The organism is Colwellia asteriadis (assembly GCF_039523295.1).
Classification (GTDB): Bacteria; Pseudomonadota; Gammaproteobacteria; order Enterobacterales; family Alteromonadaceae; genus Colwellia; species Colwellia asteriadis.
In genome coordinates this window covers 146238-166569 of the sequence record NZ_BAAAFA010000003.1, presented here as the reverse complement: position 1 = coordinate 166569, position 20332 = coordinate 146238, and the positions used below count along the sequence as shown (strand labels likewise).

Annotated in this window: 12 protein-coding genes and 1 pseudogene; 8 read left to right on the top strand and 5 right to left on the bottom strand. The window is 38.7% G+C overall.

What is annotated here, in order from left to right:
• Positions 1-7: 7 nt before the first annotated feature.
• Positions 8-547, top strand: a pseudogene (locus ABD005_RS05515) (PhoH family protein); the annotation flags it as partial.
• 269 nt (positions 548-816) lie between these two features.
• Positions 817-4218, top strand: a complete 3402-nt coding sequence (locus ABD005_RS05510; RefSeq protein ID WP_343815934.1) for an ATP-binding protein — start codon at positions 817-819, stop codon at positions 4216-4218.
• Positions 4219-4619: 401 nt separating this feature from the next.
• Here the strand turns inward: ABD005_RS05510 and argR are convergent, their stop codons facing one another.
• The gene (gene argR, locus ABD005_RS05505) at positions 4620-5096 is read right to left on the bottom strand and encodes a transcriptional regulator ArgR (protein WP_215980775.1); all 477 of its coding nucleotides are present in this window, start codon (positions 5094-5096) and stop codon (positions 4620-4622) included.
• Between the two features lie 339 nt (positions 5097-5435).
• Between argR and mdh the strand changes: the two genes are divergently transcribed.
• On the top strand, positions 5436-6368 hold the full coding sequence (mdh, locus tag ABD005_RS05500; protein WP_215980776.1) for a malate dehydrogenase: 933 nt from the start codon (positions 5436-5438) through the stop codon (positions 6366-6368).
• 123 nt (positions 6369-6491) lie between these two features.
• On the opposite strand, the gene ispB is transcribed toward mdh, so the two are convergent.
• On the bottom strand, positions 6492-7463 hold the full coding sequence (gene ispB / locus ABD005_RS05495; RefSeq protein ID WP_215981061.1) for an octaprenyl diphosphate synthase: 972 nt from the start codon (positions 7461-7463) through the stop codon (positions 6492-6494).
• Between the two features lie 252 nt (positions 7464-7715).
• Here ispB and rplU point away from each other — a divergent pair, with 252 nt between their 5' ends.
• From rplU to ABD005_RS05470, 5 genes are all read left to right on the top strand, one after another.
• The gene (rplU, locus tag ABD005_RS05490; protein WP_215980777.1) at positions 7716-8027 is read left to right on the top strand and encodes a 50S ribosomal protein L21; all 312 of its coding nucleotides are present in this window, start codon (positions 7716-7718) and stop codon (positions 8025-8027) included.
• A gap of 16 nt (positions 8028-8043) precedes the next feature.
• Positions 8044-8301 (top strand): 50S ribosomal protein L27, encoded by a 258-nt coding sequence (rpmA, locus tag ABD005_RS05485; protein WP_215980778.1) that lies wholly within the window; start codon positions 8044-8046, stop codon positions 8299-8301.
• 323 nt (positions 8302-8624) lie between these two features.
• Positions 8625-9791 carry an Obg family GTPase CgtA gene (gene cgtA, locus ABD005_RS05480; RefSeq protein ID WP_215980779.1) on the top strand — a complete coding sequence of 389 codons (1167 nt, stop codon included), beginning with the start codon at positions 8625-8627 and terminating at the stop codon, positions 9789-9791.
• 138 nt (positions 9792-9929) lie between these two features.
• Positions 9930-10448, top strand: a complete 519-nt coding sequence (folA, locus tag ABD005_RS05475) for a type 3 dihydrofolate reductase (protein WP_343815926.1) — start codon at positions 9930-9932, stop codon at positions 10446-10448.
• Between the two features lie 658 nt (positions 10449-11106).
• Positions 11107-12597: a hypothetical protein gene (locus ABD005_RS05470; RefSeq protein ID WP_343815923.1), complete on the top strand. Its 1491-nt coding sequence runs from the start codon at positions 11107-11109 to the stop codon at positions 12595-12597.
• A 224-nt stretch (positions 12598-12821) separates the two neighbouring features.
• Here ABD005_RS05470 and ABD005_RS05465 read toward each other — a convergent pair whose 3' ends face one another.
• From ABD005_RS05465 to folE2, 3 genes are all read right to left on the bottom strand, one after another.
• On the bottom strand, positions 12822-14252 hold the full coding sequence (locus ABD005_RS05465; RefSeq protein WP_215980781.1) for an FAD-dependent oxidoreductase: 1431 nt from the start codon (positions 14250-14252) through the stop codon (positions 12822-12824).
• 37 nt (positions 14253-14289) lie between these two features.
• Positions 14290-18750, bottom strand: a complete 4461-nt coding sequence (gltB, locus tag ABD005_RS05460; protein WP_215980782.1) for a glutamate synthase large subunit — start codon at positions 18748-18750, stop codon at positions 14290-14292.
• Positions 18751-19267: 517 nt separating this feature from the next.
• Positions 19268-20194 carry a GTP cyclohydrolase FolE2 gene (gene folE2, locus ABD005_RS05455; RefSeq protein ID WP_215980783.1) on the bottom strand — a complete coding sequence of 309 codons (927 nt, stop codon included), beginning with the start codon at positions 20192-20194 and terminating at the stop codon, positions 19268-19270.
• Positions 20195-20332: the final 138 nt, after the last annotated feature.

Below are 20332 nucleotides of genomic sequence, written 5' to 3'. Positions count from 1 at the left end.
ATACCTTAAAACCTTACTTGCCTTAGCAACAGCATTAGAACAAGTCATTGAACGGGGCTTATACGATAAAATTATTGTAACTCGTAGTACTCCTGAAATTGCTGAGTCTATTGGTTTTTTACCTGGCACGGAAGAAGAAAAAATGGCACCGTGGTTAGCGGCAATTACTGACTCGTTAGAAGTTTTACATCAACAAGATGAAAGTATGCATGGTAGCTTAAATTACATCATGGATAAGGCGAATATTCAGTTTAAGTCGGTTAACTTTATGCGCGGTCGCAGTATTCAAAACGCTTTGGTGTTATTGGATGAGTGTCAAAACTTAACCGCAGCTCAGCTCAAAACAATTATTACTCGTTGTGGTGAAGGTACTAAATTAGTCTGTAGTGGTAATTTAGCGCAAATAGATAGCAATTACTTAACCGCCGTCACCTCGGGGTTAACTTATATTGTTGAGCGCTTTAAAGACTTCCCAGGCAGCGCTACAGTCAATTTAAATGGTGTGGTTAGAAGTCGCTTAGCGTCTTTTGCAGAAGAAAACTTATAATTGATTATTTCTATTAAATGGTAAGTTATTCAACTAAAAGTCAGTGAACTATATCACTGACTTTTTATTTATGCTGGATAACCTCACTCTGTCATCATTACCTGTTTCATTATTCTTTGAAAGTTAAATGAAGCGATGTCTGTCTTGTTGTTAACAAAAATTAGCTTTTACGCTTTTGCTTGTTTCCTTCTAATAGCTGAATTAACCTAACAGCTGAATATAAGGGCTATAATTTTTGAGTGTTTTAGAAGTTTAAATAGGATGGATAAGTGTATTATCAGTTAAGTAAAAATACCGTTTTTAGACGTTATAATACCGCCGTGGTGGTTGCTTTTTTAGTGATTATAATTATTGCACTATCTATTTCTACCGTTCGTTACTTTAATCAACTAGCTCACCATAAAAGCGAAAGTATTGCTGAATTAAAAGATGAAGCGACACAGCTAAACAATATGTTAGAGCAAAGTGAACAGGCTGTTGAAGGCATTCAAGAGCTTGCTCAATATTACATAAAAATTCCCAGCGACATCTCAGGTAATTTACCTGCTTTATCTCAAGACGGCGAAGTCTATTTTTTAGATAAGCAACAATACGATGTTGTTAAAGAGGGCCAGCGTTTAAGCGGGAATATTACCGGCATTGGTAATATTGAAAAATTTAGTGCTGAGCAGAAGCAAGAAATAACTATGGCTTACGCATTAACACCTGCTTTTGTTGCCGCCAAAAAAACCATTAAAGAAGCAACGTGGTTTTACTATGTTTCTTTTAGCCAATTTGTCAGCATGTACCCGTGGGTAGACCGTGATATTTGGCAATTTAACAGCACTACGCTAACCAACCCGCACCATAAAGAAATGAAAAAATACACCGAGGAGACCAACCGGGCAGTATGGTCTGCGCCTTATTTAGACTCGGCGGGAACAGGTATGAATACCTCAATCGGTAAAGGGGTTTTTTATCAAGATAAACTTATTGGTGCTGTGGTTATTGATATAAGTTTAACGCGCTTGCATGCAAAGTTATCCGAGTTAGAAAGCGATGATGCGGGTATGGTTTTATATAATCAGGATGACCATATTTTACTTTTCAAGCGTAATGGAAAAAAATCATTAGCTTTTCGTGCTACGTGGGAAGACTTACTGCCAGTAGATTTAGCTGGCCTTAATGCAACGACACTTTCGACAATGGATGATGCGTCACAAGTTGGGAATTGGTTTATTGAAAAGCAATCCTTAGAACTTACGGGGTGGACGTTATTAAAGTATCAATCATATGACAATTTTATTGCCCCACTACGTAGTGATTTTGCTTTTGTATTTATTATACTTTTTGTCGCACTACTCGTGTTTTTAATGTTAGTTAATACGATGACTAAGCGCACCTTCATTAAGCCGACAACAGAGTTCATTCGCCATATTGAATATTGCTCAGAAGGAGACCCTGGAAAAGTTAAGCCTAATGCCGACTGGTTGCATTGGTTTCAAGTTGTTGAAGATATCTTTACTCAAAATCGCAGTTTATTGCTACAACTCAAAGAGCAAAATGATGTGCTCGATAGTCGTGTTATTGAAAAGACACGAGCACTACAAGAAACAAGCATGAAGCATCAGCGTGATTATGCCTCGCTACGTTCGGTAATGAATGCGATACCCGAATTGATTATTTTTAATGATCCACAGGGTTTTTTGATGGGGTGTAATAGAGCTTTCGAACAAATAGCAGCATGCTCTGAGCAATCAATGCTTGGTGCTAAGGCTGTTAATTTTATGCCTAAAGCACTTGCTAAAGAGATAAACTATCTTAACTCTGTGTATACCAATACCTACCCCCAACAAGCGCTGATTGAAGCGGGGGACTATGTTTATCAAGGTTTTTGTAATCAATTTAAAAATAACCAAGGTGAAGTGCTAGGTACTATCAGTATTTTCCGAGATGTTACCGTACAACAAGCGACTAAGTCGGCACTCGAAAAAGCTAAAGATCAAGCTGAATACGCTAACCAAGTAAAAATTCAATTTCTGGCTAATATGAGCCATGAAGTGAGAACGCCAATTAATGCCATGCAAGGTATGATGGATTTATTGCACAATACGGCTTTAGATTCACGACAGCAGCATTACTTGGTTAATGCTCAGCGCGCTTCAACAACGCTATTACATTTAATTGATGAGCTCTTAGATTTATCTAAAATTGAAGCGGGTAAAATGGTGGTTAACAATGACTGTGTTAACTTACCTGAAATCATTGATAAAGCATTGAAGCTTAATATTACCAATGTCAATGCAGAGAAAGTAAATATTCAAGTAGAGCTAGACGAGAACGTACCTAGTTATGTTATGAGCGACGAAATGCGTTTAGTACAGGTGCTGGCGAACTTGTTTAATAATGCTATTAAGTTTACTGAGCAGGGAACAATTTCGTTATTCATAGAAGCATTATCGACTAACGATGATTATAGCTTGGTTCGTTTTACTATGGCAGATACCGGTATTGGTATTGCTAAAGAAAAACAAGGCCACTTATTTGAAGCATTTAGCCAAGCAGATGACTCAATGACCCGTAAGTATGGTGGCTCAGGCTTGGGTTTATCTATTTGCCAGCATATTGTGCAACGCTTAGGGGGGACAATCACCTTAAAAAGCGAATTAGGTAAAGGAAGTGAGTTAAGTTTTAAATTGCCACTGGTGCACGTTGATGCCGCAGCGCATGAAAAAGAATGCTTCTTAAGCCTTTTTGCTGATGAACCTCTGGTAACTAGTGTTGCTGTTTGTGCCATTAAGCAAGAAACCTCGTCATCATTTCAAGCATCAATTAGTAAAATGCAAGGTCACTTTTATTACTTTGAGTCTATTAGTGAATTATGCGAAGCCAATATTAACGACCCTATTATTTTATTGGTTGATGAAGATGTTTTTAATCAACAAATGTTAACGAATAATAATCAAAAATTATTTATTCATTGCGAGAAAACCTTACAGTTGCTTTGTTTATGTCAATCGGCAATGACACCTTTAAGTAATGAAACATGCCTTCGCTTAGAGGAGCTTACTGCCCCTTATTTATTACTCGATAAACCATTATTTCGTTATTCATTAACACAAATTTTTGCTTCACTACAAAGTAATAAAGCCAAAGTGTCTGAAGTGAGTAAACAAGTTGATAGTACTCCAGACTTAAAAAACAATGCGATTGTGGATGATATTCAAAGCGTATCAATAGCCGCATTGGCGCTAGAAGCAACAGCAGAAAAAACTGCTAGTAAAGAGCGTCAAGCAACATCACAGGTAAAGCACAATTTGGCAGGTGTTGAAGTCTTATTAGTTGAAGATAACTTAGTAAACCAATTAGTTGCGAAAGAATTACTGTTAGCAATGAATGCTTCTGTAACTATTGCTGATAATGGTCAATGTGCGCTTGATTTGTTAGCTGAACAAGCATTTGATGTCGTTTTAATGGATATTCAAATGCCAGTGATGGACGGGTTAACCGCTGCAAAAAAAATTAGAGAACAAAGTTGCTTTGCTCAATTACCAATTATTGCAATGACAGCCCATGCTCGAGAAGAAGATAAACAACATAGTTTAGCGGTGGGAATGAATAGGCATATTGCCAAACCCGTTACAGCAAAAATGTTATACGACACCATTGAGGATGTTTTGCCTCAATTATAGTTAAGCCAAGCTCGGGTTAGTTCACCTGAACTCGGGTTAGCTAACCTGAGCTCGGTTTAATAAATGTTTCTCTAGCGGCTACTTTTCCTAACTTCTTCGTTAAATTTACTTGCAATAGGCCAGCTATTGACGCGAAATTTTCCTTGAATTAAGAAAAACTATCAAGCTAGAGGTTCATAAAAGTAATTTTTGCTGATATTTCAATTTGTTAAATATCTCTTAAACCGAGTTCAGGTTAGTTATTAACGTAGCGGATAAATTTAAGGTTATTGTTGAAATATATCAAAAAGCGCTGTTAATCGTTATTCGATTATCAGCGCTTTTGTTATTTTATTGTAAGGTGAGTTTGCTGCTAGGTGAAAGTGCGAAGTTAAATATGAACGCTAACTTTTATTCAGCCCTTATGAAAGGTTTTTAGAAAAAAGCTGCTCTAAACGTTTAATGGTCTCGTCTATTTCACTAACGTTGGTGGGCGCTATAAAAATAGTATCATCACCAGCAATTGTACCTAGTACACCATCACTTTTACTTAAACTATCAAGTAAACGCGCAATTAATTGTGCAGCTCCAGGACTGGTTTGAATGATGATCATCACACCATTGTGCTCGATTTCTAATACTAATTGCTTTAATGGGCTTTGTGCGGTGGGTACACCTAATTCTGCGGGTAAACAATAAACCATTTCTTGGCGTGCGTTTCGAGTACGTACTGCACCAAACTTACTTAACATACGTGATACTTTTGACTGGCTTATATTTTCAAAGCCAATTGCTTTTAAGGCATCAACTATTTCACCTTGTGAGCCAAATTGCTCTTGTTTTAGTAAGTCTTTAAATGTTTGAACTAATGCTTCTTGTTTTTGTGGACCGCTCGCCATGTTAAATTAAAACCTTTTATATTCGCTGTTTGAAATTATCTCAATCGATTAATACTAAAGTTGAGTTTTTTTAACTGTTCTATCCAATTAGTATACGTTATCGCGTCAGAAGTTAATATTAATTGTTTTTTCTTGGCTTATACTATATCTTTTGGTCGGAAAAATTTACGTAATTACTCAATTTTTATTTGTAATTGTTCACTTAGCCTTAGAGTTATCGATAAATAATTCTTTTTTAAATGAACGTTTATAATTTATTTAAATTTTGATTAGCGACTATTATCGTATTCATAATTTAAACATTGTTACAACAACCCCACTAAATTTCGGAGAAATCACATGAAAGTAGCTGTATTAGGTGCCGCAGGCGGTATTGGTCAAGCATTATCATTATTATTAAAAACTCAATTACCTGCGGGTTCAGAGTTGTCTTTATATGACGTAGCTCCAGTTGTACCTGGTGTTGCTGTTGACCTTTCTCACATCCCAACTGATGTTAAAGTTGCAGGCTTTGGTGCTGACGCACTAAATGAAGCACTAACTGGCGCAGATATCGTATTAATTCCAGCAGGTATGCCACGTAAGCCAGGTATGGACCGTGCTGATTTATTCAACGTAAATGCCGGTATCATTAAAACATTAGCTGAAGGTATTGTTGCAAGTTGCCCTAAAGCGTTAGTAGGTATTATCACTAACCCTGTAAATGGCACTGTACCAATTGTTGCTGAAGTATTTAAAAAAGCAGGTACTTATGATGCTAATCGTGTATTTGGTATTACAACATTAGATGTTATCCGCAGTGAAGCGTTTGTTGCTGAACTTAAAGGTGTTGATGTGGCTACGGTTAAAGTACCAGTTATTGGTGGTCACTCAGGTACAACAATTTTACCTTTACTTTCTCAAGTTGAAGGCGTGACTTTCTCTGATGAAGAAGTAGCAGCGTTAACACCACGTATCCAAAATGCGGGTACTGAAGTTGTTGAAGCTAAAGCGGGTGGCGGTTCAGCTACGTTATCTATGGGCGCTGCAGCAGCACGTTTTTGTATGTCTTTAGTTAAAGGTTTACAAGGTGAAGATGTTGTAGATTACGCTTATGTTGCGCTTGATAATGGCGATGCACCTTACTTTGCTCACCCTGTACGTTTAGGCGTTAATGGCGTAAGTGAAATTTTACCTTACGGTGAGTTAAGTGCATTTGAGCAAAAAGCAAAAGATGACATGTTAGCGACACTGAAAAAAGATATTCAAGAAGGTGTAGATTTTATGGCTTAATAGCCATTTAATAATGCCACAACAAAAAAGCCACTCATTGAGTGGCTTTTTTATGGCTCACAGGAAAGCCGTTAGAATAAAGTTGCATATTAGCTTAAGTATTAACTTAAGGTTAGTAATTAACTAGTGATTTCGGTTAGCAGCAATATGGGCTAACGCAATTAAAGCTTGCTTTTGTGGGCTATCAGTTAAAATATCTAGCGCATTAATGGCTTTATCAGCTTCAATTTCAGCCTGTTGCTGGGTATAACGTAATGAGCCTGTTTCTTCCATGGCTTGCAAAATAGCGTCTAAGTTGTCCATTCCATTGCCATGCTCAATAGCATCACTGATAAGCTGTTTCTGCTGTGCATTGCCATGTTCCATAGCATAAAGTAATGGTAAGGTAGGTTTACCTTCAGATAAGTCGTCACCTACATTTTTGCCCATTTCTTTGGCGTCAGCAGTATAATCCATAATATCGTCAACGAGCTGAAAAGCAGTGCCTAAAAACTTACCGTAGTCAGCCATTGCCTGTTCAATTTTTTCATCTTGTTTCGAAATAACCGCAGCTAAACGAGTCGCTGCTTCAAAGAGCTTAGCCGTTTTACAGTAAATTACCTGCATGTAGCTTGCTTCAGTAGTATTAGGATCGTTGCAGTTCATTAACTGCAATACTTCACCCTCTGCAACAATGTTTGTCGCATCCGATAAAATATCCATAATGCGCATATCATTGAGTTTAGTCATCATTTGAAATGAACGGGTATAGAGAAAGTCACCTACTAATACACTGGCACTATTACCAAAAAGTGCATTAGCGGTTTCTCTACCACGACGCATATTTGATTCGTCAACGACATCATCATGCAATAACGTTGCAGTATGAATAAATTCAATAATGGCGGCAATATCACAATGCTTAGCACCAGAATAACCTAAGGCTTTAGCAGCTAGCACCGTTAGCATAGGGCGCATACGTTTACCGCCACCATTTACGATATAAATCCCCAATTGGTTTATTAGGGTGACATCGGATTGCAGTTGTTGATATATAAGATCGTTAACCGCAGTCATGTCTGCTTGTGCTAATGTTTGTATTGCTTTTAAATCGATGTTCTTACCCATGCTACCTAGCTACTAACCATAATATTGCAATTATTTAAGACCGCAAAGTTTACACTAAAATCAAGCAGAAAGAAGTTTTCCGAAGGCATTGTTTTCATTATCTAGAAAAAAATCATTTTAAATACTAAAAAGCGTAAATTAATCATATTTACGCTTGCTCTACTCAAACTATTCGAGTAGAATTCGCGCCCTATATTTTTAAATTTAGCGTCTTAATTAATGACGCAGTACGGAGTAGCTATGTACGCGGTATTCCAAAGCGGTGGCAAACAGCATCGTGTAACCGAAGGACAAACAGTTCGTCTAGAAAAGCTAGAGCTTGAAGTAGGCGCAACAGTAGAATTTGATAACGTTTTAATGATCGCTAACGGCGACAACATCAATGTAGGCGCGCCTTACGTTGCTGGTGGTAAAGTAACTGCTGAGGTTGTAACTCAAGCTCGTGCAGATAAAGTTACTATTGTTAAATTCAAACGTCGTAAGCATTCACGCAAACAAGCGGGCCATCGTCAATGGTTCACTGAAGTGAAAATTACTGGTATTAACGGCTAATTAGGAGCATTTTGACATGGCACATAAGAAAGCTGCAGGTAGTACACGAAATGGTCGTGATTCAGAAGCGAAACGCCTAGGTGTTAAGCGTTTTGGTGGCGAATCAGTTTTAGCAGGTAACATCATTGTTCGTCAACGTGGTACTCGTTTCCACGCTGGTGACAACATGGGTATCGGCAAAGATCACACTTTATTTGCTTTATCTGACGGTAAAGTACAATTTGAAGTTAAAGGTCCAAAAAATCGTAAGTTTGTTAGCATCATCGCTGACTAATTAAAAACTTTGATTTATAAAAACCTCGCTTCTAGCGAGGTTTTTTTTTATTCCCACTATTCTAATTAGTATGTTTTACTTTCTAGAGTAGTAAAAAACACATTGATGCCTGTATATTTATTCGGTTGATTAATTGTCGTAAGATGAAATAACACCTTAGGGTTTTCTTTCACTTATATAACAGCTAATTAGATAAAAAATGTAGGTACTATTCGTATAGTTTATATTTAGCTTGTTAAATAGATTAATTTTTTGTCAGTCAAAAATAGTTTATACTAGCGCTAGTTAAAAGTTACTCCGTTATTTAGGATTGTTGAAATACCATGAAATTTGTTGATGAAGTTGAAATCAGAGTTGAAGCGGGCGATGGCGGCAACGGCTGTATCAGTTTCCGTAAAGAAAAATATATTGAATTCGGCGGCCCTAACGGTGGTGACGGTGGTGATGGTGGTGATGTCTATTTAATGGCACACGAAAGCCTAAACACCTTAATTGATTACCGCTTTGAACGTTTTCACCGCGCTAAGCGTGGCCAAAATGGTCAGAGTCGTGACTGTACAGGTAAAAGTGCTCCAGATTTAGTGCTAAATGTACCTGTAGGTACACGTGCAGTCGATCTTGACACAGGTGAGCAAATTGGTGATTTGACCCATAAAGGTCAAAAAATGCTGGTTGCTAAAGGTGGTTGGCATGGTTTAGGTAATACTCGTTTTAAAAGTAGTACCAACCGCGCGCCTCGTCAAAGAACGGATGGCACACCGGGCGAAATTCGTAATTTAAAGTTAGAGCTGTTGCTACTTGCTGATGTTGGCTTATTAGGCTTACCTAATGCAGGTAAATCGACATTAATTCGCAGTGTTTCGGCCGCTAAACCTAAAGTAGCTGATTACCCATTTACTACATTGGTGCCTAATTTAGGTGTTGTTCGTTTAGATACTCAACGTAGCTTTGTTATTGCTGATATTCCAGGCATTATTGAAGGTGCGGCTGAAGGTGCTGGTTTAGGCACTCAATTTTTAAAGCATCTTGAACGTTGTCGTATTTTATTGCACGTAATTGATATTATGCCTGTTGATGGCTCTGATCCTTTAGAAAATGCTAAAACAATTATTAGCGAATTAGAGCAACACAATGAAAAACTTGCCGGTAAGCCTCGTTGGATTGTATTTAATAAGCTTGATTTAGTACTTGAAGAAGAAGCTAAAGAAATTACTGATGCTATTCTAGCTGGACTTGATTGGAAAGGTGAAGTACACAGTATTTCAGCATTCAATAAACTAGGTACACAAGAGTTAGCACAAAAAGTGATGACCTTTATTGAAGCACTGCCAGCAGAGGAAGAAGAAGCTCCTATTGATGGCAAAACGGTTGAATTTAAGTGGGATACATACCACGAAGAAGCGCTTTCAGGCCATGGTTTAGATGATGATCTTGATGATGACGACTGGGACGAAGATGATTACGATGTTGAAGTAGAGTACCGTCAATAGACGACTTCAATAACGCTTAATTTTAAAGATTAAAACACTGATTTATTTTATGAATGAGTGTTTTTTTTTATTTAATTTTTACTTCAAGTAAATATAACTAGTGCAAGCTATTGTGAGAAGGCTAGTTCAAGGAATTTTATGACTATTTTATCTATGATTGTTGCCACAGCCAATAAAAATGTTATTGGTAAAGATAACGACATGCCATGGCATTTACCTGCAGATCTTGCTTACTTTAAACAAGTTACCTTGGGTAAGCCTATTATCATGGGGCGTAAAACCTATGAATCTATCGGTCGTGCATTACCCGGTAGACGAAATATTGTTATCTCTCGTGATGAAAAGTATATTCCACAAGGCAAAGGCGCAGAAGGGGTTGATGTGGTCACTTCAGTTGAACAAGCGCTAGCGCTGGTTGATGGCTCAAATGGCAGTGAAGCGGTCGATGAAATCATGGTTATAGGTGGTGGTGCAATATATAAGCACTGTTTGCCTGCCGCACAACGTTTATACATAACTCACATTAAAGCGGATATAGAGGGTGATACGCAATTCCCTGATTATAATGATGGTAGCTGGAAGAAAGTAAAGAGTGAGGTTCGTAGTGCCGATGAAAAAAATGCCTACAACCTAGAGTTTTGTATCTACGAAAGGTAGTGCAGCTTTTACTGCTCTTTAAGTTGTTTTGTATTCTTCCTCACTTCACTTTATATGGCAAATATTAATATAGCACTGAAAAATAAATAATATATACGTTTACTTACATATATAAGTTTGGATTGATGCGAAGACGAAGCTTGCGATGTAAGTGGCTAAAGAATTTACCGAACTATACTATTAGTATTAGTATTGGTATTCGAGCAAATGTAGAGTCTAATCGGCTAGCTGAAAATAAAATGCTCATGAATGTGATCATTCAGAACTCGGACAAGCTGAATTTATTAAAAAATTTACCGAAGATTAGTCGTAGGCGTTTATTGTAATTAAAGTCTACTCTCCGATTGTGACTTTTACCGTGACTAATTGAGAAGATACCTCTGTTATAGTTAAGAAAGGATTATCATCAGAAAAGCATTTTTCTTGGTAATCTGATACAAAGCTCAACTTAACTTTCTACTCATAATTCGAGTATTCTTGTAAAAATTAAAACCCCTTTGAATTTTGCATGAGAGTCGTCGATAATGAGGTCATGCGATTGACTTATGCATGTCTTAGTCGCTAATTCAAATGTTAACTTGAGGCATGAGTTCAATAAAAGGCATATCGGTAGCAATAACTAATCATAGTTAAAAACTAAGTCATAATGGAGAGTCCTATGGGAAGGCTAGTAAAATCTTCAACAGCAACATTATTTTTATCAATTGTACTATCTGGTTGTGGCGGTGGCGGTGGCGGTGGTGAAAGTGAAGGTGATGGGGGAAATACATTTCCAATTTCAGGCACTATTCAAGGGCTTGATGGTGAAATACATCTTATGCTTCATAAAAATGACCAAAGTTGGAATTCAGGTGTTTATAGTGGTAATGGCGTTGCTAATGTAAGCTTTACCATTGGAGAATTCGAGCAAGGAGTTAATTATAAAGTAACTGTTGAAATACAGCCTGAAAATCAAAATTGTATTGTTGAAAATAGCTCTGGTAAAGTATCAAAAGCTGTTAGTAATATCTTAATTAAATGCTCTGATCTAGCTACACAACAAACAGGCTACTTTATTGACAGCCCTGTAGAAGGCCTCAGTTATTACTCTAACACTTTCGAAGGGGTAACTAATTTTGATGGTAGCTTTGAGTACATGTCAGATGAAAGTGTGACCTTTGTTTTAGGGGGAACCGAATTTAACGTTGAGCAGCTACCCGCAGGGGCTATAGTATCTCCACTATCTCTTTTTAATACTAATAGTACTGCCGATCAACGTGTTATTAATTTAGCTCGACTTTTACAAACATTAGACGTTGATGGGAATGCAGATAATGGTATCACCTTAGATACTGAGTTAATAAACCAAGAAGCATCTATCATTAACTTTGATGTTACTTCTCAAGAATTTGGTAATGATGCGAGTATCTTAGCTTTTGTTCAAGCTGCCAACCCTAGCCAAAATATAACGGCTTTAATTGGAGCCGAACAAGCCAAAGCACATCTAGATGCACAATTAGCACTTGTTAATAGCTGTGCGCTTGATCGCACATTTGAATTGGCATCACATGAGAGTATTATTTCTACAGAGGCAGGCGTAAGACCTAAAAATATTGGTTTATCGGGCAGCACACTAACGATTAGCAAGACAGGAGCTTGTGAATTATCTGCTCCAGAAGGCTGGTCTGGCAGCTGTAATATTTCTGGGGCTAATATAACCGTCGCAGTTGGAGGAGATGCCTTGTCAGGTACGCTTTCTAATAATAGCGTAACGTTGGTCGCCATGCCCACACTTTCTGATGCAGGTCAAGGTGGTAAAGAGTATGTCTCTGTATACTTTAATGGTACGAGTAGTGTTAACTGTCCAGCGGCTGAAGTTGTATCAGGTAGTTATAGTTACGCTGGTAAAGAAGCCGCCGCAGCGTTGGATGGCTCAGGTTTTGACGTCTATGATGTTAATGGCACATTGACCCTTAGCGACGACAGTTGTGAGTTTAGTTCAACTGAAGGCTCGGGAGCATGTCAGGTCAATGGTAATGAAGTATTTGGTTTAGGGGATGCCTCAGGTCTTCGAGGCACTATTACCAACAACCAATTAACGATGTACTTTAATTCGCCAGGTAATGATGGTGAGTTAGTTGTAGGTTACTTCTCAGGGAGTCGAAATTAATACTAGGTATAGAAAAGTCACCTAGGTAATATTGAATGCCAGTCAGTTAACCTGATTGGCATTTTATTTTTAAAAATATTCTGCAATGAGGTTAACAGTAGAACAGATGTAAGCTTACCATATGTATTAAGGACTAACTCAGGTAGCTAGAGAGTTCTTTAAAAACACCAATAAAAAAGGTAAGCGTATAGCTTACCTTTTTTAGTTTCAATGCTAACAACTAACTAGTTAGTTGTTACAAAGTCTAATATGCCAATAGCCGCTTTACGACCTTGATCAATGGCGGTAACCACTAAATCAGAGCCAAGTACCATATCACCACCGGCAAATACATTTTGCTTAGTAGTTTGTAAGGCAAATTCAGAGTTATCAACCGCAATAACACGACCACGAGAGTCTAACTCAACACCAGCATCTACCATCCACTTTGGTGGGCTTGGTAAGAAGCCAAAAGCGATAACAACAGCGTCAGCTTCCATAACAAATTCAGAGCCTTCAATTGGCTCAGGGTTACGTCTACCATTTGCATCAGGTGCGCCAAGCTGGGTTTTAACAAATTTAACGCCAATAGCTACGCCTTCGTCATTAACCGCAATATCTAATGGTTGAATGTTAAACTCAAAGTTAACACCTTCTTCTTTCGCGTTTTGTACTTCACGCGGTGAGCCTGGCATGTTAGCTTCGTCACGACGATAAGCACAAGTCACTTCGGTAGCGCCTTGTCTAATTGAAGTACGAACACAATCCATTGCGGTATCACCACCACCTAGTACAATCACTTTCTTGCCGCTAAATTCAACGTAAGGTTTAACGTGATTGCTTTCTTTTTCGGTAATGCCCATTAATTTCTGAGTATTGCCAATTAAGAAGTCTAACGCATTGTAAACACCTGCAGCGCCTTCATGTTCAAAACCGCCTGTCATATCAGTGTAGGTACCTAATGCTAGGAAAACAGCATCAAACTCGTCGCTAATATCACTAAAGCTAATATCTTTACCTACTTCAGTATTTAAACGAAACTCAATTCCCATTCCTTCCAGAATTTCACGACGGGTTTGAATTACTTCTTTTTCTAGTTTGAAAGAAGGAATACCAAACGTTAATAAACCACCAATTTGCGCGTGTTTGTCAAAAACCACTGCATCGACACCATTACGGGTTAATACGTCGGCACAAGCTAAGCCAGCAGGACCAGCACCAATAACAGCAACACGCTTACCTGTTTTAATTACGTGCGATAAATCAGGCTTCCAACCTTGTTCAATTGCGGTATCGGTAATGTACTTTTCAATATTACCGATAGTCACTGCGCCAAATTCATCATTTAACGTACATGCTGATTCACATAATCTATCTTGTGGGCACACGCGGCCACACATTTCAGGTAAACTGTTAGTTTCATGACATAAGTCAGCCGCCTCAAAAATACGGTCTTCAGTGACTAACTCAAGCCATTGTGGAATGTAGTTATGTACAGGACACTTCCATTCACAATAAGGGTTACCACAGTCTAGACAGCGATCGGCTTGGCCCGCACTTTGTTCATTACCAAGTGGTTGGTATATTTCAACAAAGTTAATTTTACGATCCGCGATTGATTTTTTAGCTGGATCGATACGTTTTACATCAATAAATTGATAAACATTTTTACTCATTATTTAATTCCTCTCTCTAACCTATTTATCAATGTGATTATTGCGCTTGTACGCGTAATTCAGCACTTGAACGACTGCGATGACCTAGTAAGGTTTTTACATCAGTTGCCGTAGGTTTAATTAATTTAAATAATGGCGCGAATTTATCAAAATCATGAAGAATTTCTTGAGCGCGTAAGCTGCCTGTTTCTTCAAAATGCTGATTAATAATGCCGCGTAAATGTTCTTGATGGATAGCTAAATCACCCATAGTTAACATTTCAATTGATTCTTTATTCATACGTACATCAAGGTCGCCTGCTTCATCTAACACGTAAGCGAAACCACCTGTCATACCCGCACCAAAGTTAACGCCAATGTTACCTAAAACAGTTACGATACCGCCGGTCATGTACTCACAAGCATGGTCGCCAGTGCCTTCAATAACCGCGTGCGCACCTGAGTTACGAACTGCAAAGCGCTCACCAGCACGGCCACAGCCATAAAGCTTACCGCCAGTTGCACCATATAAACAGGTGTTACCCATAATCATGGTTTTGTTACTTTGATAATCAACACCTACCGGAGGCTTAATGGTTAACTTACCACCGGTCATGCCTTTACCGACATAATCGTTACTGTCACCCGTTAATATCATATGTAAGCCACCAGCATTCCAAACACCAAAACTTTGACCTGCAGTACCTGTTAAGTGCAAGGTAATTGGTGAGGCTGCCATGCCTTGATCGCCATGTTGACGAGCAATTTCACCTGATAAGGCAGCACCGACTGAACGGTCAGTATTTTGAATGGTAAAGCGGTATTCGCCACCACTGCTATGAGCTACTGCATCAGTTGCTGCAGCTAGTATTTTTTGGTTCAACTTACCTTCATCAAACGCGGTGTTCTCTTCGGTTTGGTAAAGGGCTGTATTTGGACCCGCCACTACAGGAGCAATAATTGGAGATAAATCAAGTTTTTGCTGCTTTGAACTAATACCGTCAATTTGTACTAATAAATCAGTACGGCCAATTAAGTCAGTTAAGCTAGCAACCCCTAAACGTGCCAATATTTCACGAACATCACGGGCAATAAATTTGAAGTAATTCATTACTTGATCAGGCAAGCCTTTAAAGAATTGCTCACGCAATACTTCATCTTGTGTTGCTACACCTGTTGCACAGTTATTTAAGTGACAAATTCGTAAGAATTTACAGCCTAGTGCCACCATTGGTGCAGTACCAAAACCAAAGCTTTCAGCACCTAAAATAGCCGCTTTAACAATATCAACACCGGTTTTTAAACCGCCATCAACTTGTAAGCGTACTTTGTGGCGTAAACCGTTAGTCACTAGAGCTTGCTGTGCCTCAGCTAAACCTAGCTCCCAAGGACAACCAGCATACTTAACTGATGTTAATGGGCTTGCCGCAGTACCACCGTCATAACCTGAAATAGTAATAAAGTCAGCGTATGCTTTAGCAACACCAGCAGCGATAGTTCCTACGCCAGGGCCAGATACTAATTTAACTGATACAACGGCTTTTGGGTTCACTTGTTTTAAGTCAAAAATTAGCTGCGCTAAATCTTCAATTGAATAAATATCGTGATGTGGCGGTGGCGAAATAAGGGTGACACCTGGTACTGAGTAGCGAAGTTTAGCAATTAAAGGCGATACTTTATCACCTGGTAATTGACCACCTTCACCTGGCTTAGCGCCTTGTGCTACTTTAATTTGCAGTACATCAGCATTAACAAGATAATGTGGTGTTACACCAAAACGGCCAGAAGCAATTTGTTTGATACGTGAATTTTTCACTGTACCAAAACGGCGTTCATCTTCACCACCTTCACCTGAGTTTGAGCTACCACCTAAACGGTTCATCGCAATAGCCAACGCTTCATGTGCCTCAGGGCTTAACGCACCAATAGACATAGCAGCACTGTCAAAGCGCTTGAACATATCATTTTCAGCTTCAACTTGGTCAATGCTAATTGGCGTACAATCATCTTTGAATGTTAATAAGTCACGAATCATCGCGATAGGGCGCTGATCAACTTCATCCGCAAATTTACGGTAATCGTTGTAGTCACCATTTTGTACCGCACGTTGTAAGTAATTAACTACGTTCGGGTTAAAGGCGTGATACTCCCCACCATGAACATATTTTAATAAGCCGCCGTGACTCATTTTTTGATGTGGTAAAAATGCTTTGCGAGCAGAGTTAACGCCATCTTGTTGAATATCACTAAAGTCAGCACCTTTAATACGACTTGGTAAGTCGCTAAAACAAAGCGACATAATGTCTTCATTTAAGCCGATAACTTCAAATAAACCGGCACAGCGGTAACTGGCAATAGTTGAAATACCCATTTTAGAGAGTATTTTTAATAAGCCTTTGTTAATACCTTCACGGTAGTTAACAATAGCATCGCGTGCGCTTAGTTTTATTTGACCTTGAGCAACCAATTGCTCAACGGTTTCAAAAGCTAAGTAAGGGTAAATTGCTGTTGCGCCTAAACCAAGTAATACTGCAAACTGATGTGAATCACGAACCGACGCTGTTTCAACAATAATATTTGAATCACAACGCAGTTGTTGATCAACTAAACGCTTTTGAATTGCGCCAACAGCCATTGCTGCAGGAACTACTAATAAGCCCGGTGCGATGTTTCTATCAGATAAAATTAAGATAACAGTGCTTTGATCACGTACTAAACTTTCTGCTTGGTCACATAAGCGTATAATAGCTGCTTCAAGCCCTTCTTCGGCTGTATAGTGTAGCGGAATAGTATCAGAGCGGTAATGCTCAGGGTCTAACTCACGTAATTGCTTTAAGCCGGTATACATTAATATTGGCGTTGAGAACAACATACGATCGGCATGGCCTGATGTTTCATTAAATACGTTATGCTCACGACCAATACAAGTGCCTAATGACATAACGTAGCGTTCACGTAATGGATCAATTGGCGGGTTAGTTACTTGCGCAAACTGTTGACGGAAATAGTCATACAAGGTACGTGTTTGGCTAGATAATACGGCCATAGGTGTATCATCACCCATTGAACCTGTAGCTTCTTGGCCATTTTCAGCCAATGTTTTAATGACTTGCTGAATTTCTTCGTAGCTGTAATTAAACATTTTATGGTATTGCGCCATTTCTTGATCAGAAAAAACACATGCGCCAATTTTGTTCGCTTCTAACTGGTCAAAGGGTACTAAGCGGCGAATGTTTTTATCAAGCCACTCACGGTACGGATGACGTTCTTTTAAATCGTTATCAATTTGGTTTGAGCTAAATAGTTTACCAGTATAGGTATCTATCGCTAACATTTCGCCAGGGCCAACACGGCCTTTTTCTACTACTTCATCTTCGCCGTAATCCCAAATTCCTACTTCAGAGGCTAAGGTGATAAAGCCGTTACGGGTAATAACATAACGGGCAGGGCGTAAACCATTACGGTCAAGGTTACAGGCAACATGACGACCATTGGTCATAACAACCCCTGCAGGGCCGTCCCATGGTTCCATGTGCATTGAGTTAAATTCGTAGAAGGCACGTAAGTCATCGTCCATTAACGGACTGTTTTGCCACGCTGGTGGCATCAATAAACGCATCGCACGATATAAATCCATGCCGCCAGCTAAAAATAGCTCAAGCATGTTATCAAGTGACGATGAATCTGAACCAGTTTGCCCAACAAATGGTGCAGCATCTTGTAAATCAGGTAACAAAGGCGATTTAAAGCGATAGGTACGCGCACGACTCCATTGACGGTTACCATTAATAGTATTGATTTCACCATTATGCGCTAAATAGCGGAATGGTTGTGCTAAATGCCATTGTGGCGAGGTATTTGTAGAGAAACGCTGATGGAATACGCAAATAGCACTTTGCATACGAATATCGGCTAAGTCTAAATAAAAGTTTGGTAAGTCTACAGGCATCATTAGGCCTTTATAGATAGTTACTAAACAAGAAAGACTGGCAACATAAAATCTGTCGTCGGTTATGCGTTTTTCAGCACGGCGACGAGCCATATATAAGCGGCGCTCTAAGTCGCGATTACGCCATCCCGGAGGAGCATCAACAAATACTTGCTCAATTGTTGGTAAATTACCTGTAGCAATTTCACCAAGTACTGAAGTATCAATAGGTACTGTACGCCACCCTACTAAAGTTAAACTCTCGTTAGCTAGCTCTTCTTCCAATACCTTTTTAGATAATGCAGCTTCGACAGGATCAGGGTTTAAGAAAATCATACCTACGGCATATTTCTTACCCAACTTCCAATTATTATCAGCGGCTACTGCACGAAAAAAGCTATCCGGCTTTTGTAACAATAAACCACAACCATCACCTGTTTTACCATCGCTGGCGATACCGCCACGATGTTGCATACGATCCAAAGCGGAAATAGCGGTCTTAATTAATTTGTGGCTGGTTTCCCCATGTTGATGGGCAATAAGTCCGAAGCCACAGTTGTCTTTTTGGACGCTATGATCATAAAGCTGCATTCTTTTCTCCTAAATAAGTTCGACTTACTCTCAGGACGGATAAAAGAAGAATAAATGCATGGAAAAAATGCATAAATAAACCTCTTTTAAAGTAAGTGGAACTTTCAACATTAACCAGTTATATAGCAAAGGTCAATCAAAATAGAGCTTTTGCTCGTAATTAATTTTCATCTTTGTTTCTTTTTGTAAATACTGAAAACAAGTGATTTTTTATAAGTTTTTGTTATTTATGGTTTTTTGTGTTTTAGGGTGTTTTTTATGATCTTTAATAGAAAAAATGATGAAACTTTATTACATTTTAGATGGATTATGGGATTAGTGAATATTAAATATTTATTCAAATTATGCTGGGTAGGGGTAATCACAAATATTAATGGCTACTCACCGTTGAAATGATCTTGAGTATTAAGTAACTTTGTTTAAAAGTAAATAAGAAAAACTTTTAGAAGGATAAATTTTAGACAATAAAAAAGCCAAGGCATAACGCGCTTGGCTTTTTACGAAAAACTAATTGTTTTTATGGTTGATACCCGCCAGGAATACCTTTTGTGGTGACGCTAACCGCATCATGAGCGTGCAGAGATTCAAGGTGGTTTATACGTAACCAGAAATCATCAAAGTGTACTGCTTGATTCATAGTATGTTGTAAACGACGTGCAGCATCTTCACAAAACATTAAGTTTTGACCATTTAGGCGAGCAAACTCTTGTTCATCTTCACGCTTTACAGCAGCCTGAACGGGGGTTTTTAGTGAGCCTTCAATTAAGTCAACTAATTCAGTGATAGGAAAGTCATCAATGCTGTTATTAAGTTTTACTTTGATTTCAGCCACTGAGCGTTGTGAATGCGGTGTTGCAACGACTCCCTCGGTAGTGCCTAACCATTCATGTACATCGTTAAGTGCTAAATCTTGTTGACTAGCAAATTTATCTTGGAATGCTTGCTGAATAAGTTGTCTAGCTAATGCCGCAGAACAAGGGCAAGTTGAAGAGTAAGGTACTTCAATTGAAAGTTCTATCGCTAACTTCCCTTGCTTTAATGAGCCGGTTAGGGTTACCGGGTAGCCTTTCCAGCCTTCTTTACCGCTTATTAATGACTTTCTGCGTAGGTGGTACTCAAAATTAAAGACTACCTTGGCTTCATCGCTGAGCTCTTGGTGGCTATTAATAAAACCATCGAGTAAGGCGACTAATGTTTGGTAATTTAATACGCTGCTCGTTGATAACTCATCAATAAGTAAGTACAAGCGCGACATATGAATACCTTTCGCTTGTGCATCATTTAAATTCACAAAAGCATCGATATGAGCTGAAACCATGCGCTCACTTTCGCCTTTTGAGGCCACCATAATAGGCATTTCAATGTTGCTCATACCTACCCAGTCTAACGTACCTTCGGTTTGGGCTGTTGTATGGTTGGCAATATCAGGCATTGATGTCGGCATTACGACTCCACTTTAAAACTAAATATGATTATTAACTATTGCACTATGTAAGTAACTAAGGAATGCAATGAGTAGAACTAAGGGCGCACATTCTAGCTTATTTTTTAATGGTAATCATTATTGTTGTAAGCACAGTGG

What these genes read in the sequence shown, in the direction of transcription:
- argR (WP_215980775.1), bottom strand. Translation starts at nt 5,096, where the DNA reads ATGGCGAGCGGTCCACAAAAACAAGAAGCATTAGTTCAAACATTTAAA.
- mdh (WP_215980776.1), top strand. Translation starts at nt 5,436, where the DNA reads ATGAAAGTAGCTGTATTAGGTGCCGCAGGCGGTATTGGTCAAGCATTA.
- rplU (WP_215980777.1), top strand. Translation starts at nt 7,716, where the DNA reads ATGTACGCGGTATTCCAAAGCGGTGGCAAACAGCATCGTGTAACCGAA.
- rpmA (WP_215980778.1), top strand. Translation starts at nt 8,044, where the DNA reads ATGGCACATAAGAAAGCTGCAGGTAGTACACGAAATGGTCGTGATTCA.
- cgtA (WP_215980779.1), top strand. Translation starts at nt 8,625, where the DNA reads ATGAAATTTGTTGATGAAGTTGAAATCAGAGTTGAAGCGGGCGATGGC.
- folA (WP_343815926.1), top strand. Translation starts at nt 9,930, where the DNA reads ATGACTATTTTATCTATGATTGTTGCCACAGCCAATAAAAATGTTATT.
- ABD005_RS05470 (WP_343815923.1), top strand. Translation starts at nt 11,107, where the DNA reads ATGGGAAGGCTAGTAAAATCTTCAACAGCAACATTATTTTTATCAATT.
- ABD005_RS05465 (WP_215980781.1), bottom strand. Translation starts at nt 14,252, where the DNA reads ATGAGTAAAAATGTTTATCAATTTATTGATGTAAAACGTATCGATCCA.
- gltB (WP_215980782.1), bottom strand. Translation starts at nt 18,750, where the DNA reads ATGCAGCTTTATGATCATAGCGTCCAAAAAGACAACTGTGGCTTCGGA.
- folE2 (WP_215980783.1), bottom strand. Translation starts at nt 20,194, where the DNA reads ATGCCGACATCAATGCCTGATATTGCCAACCATACAACAGCCCAAACC.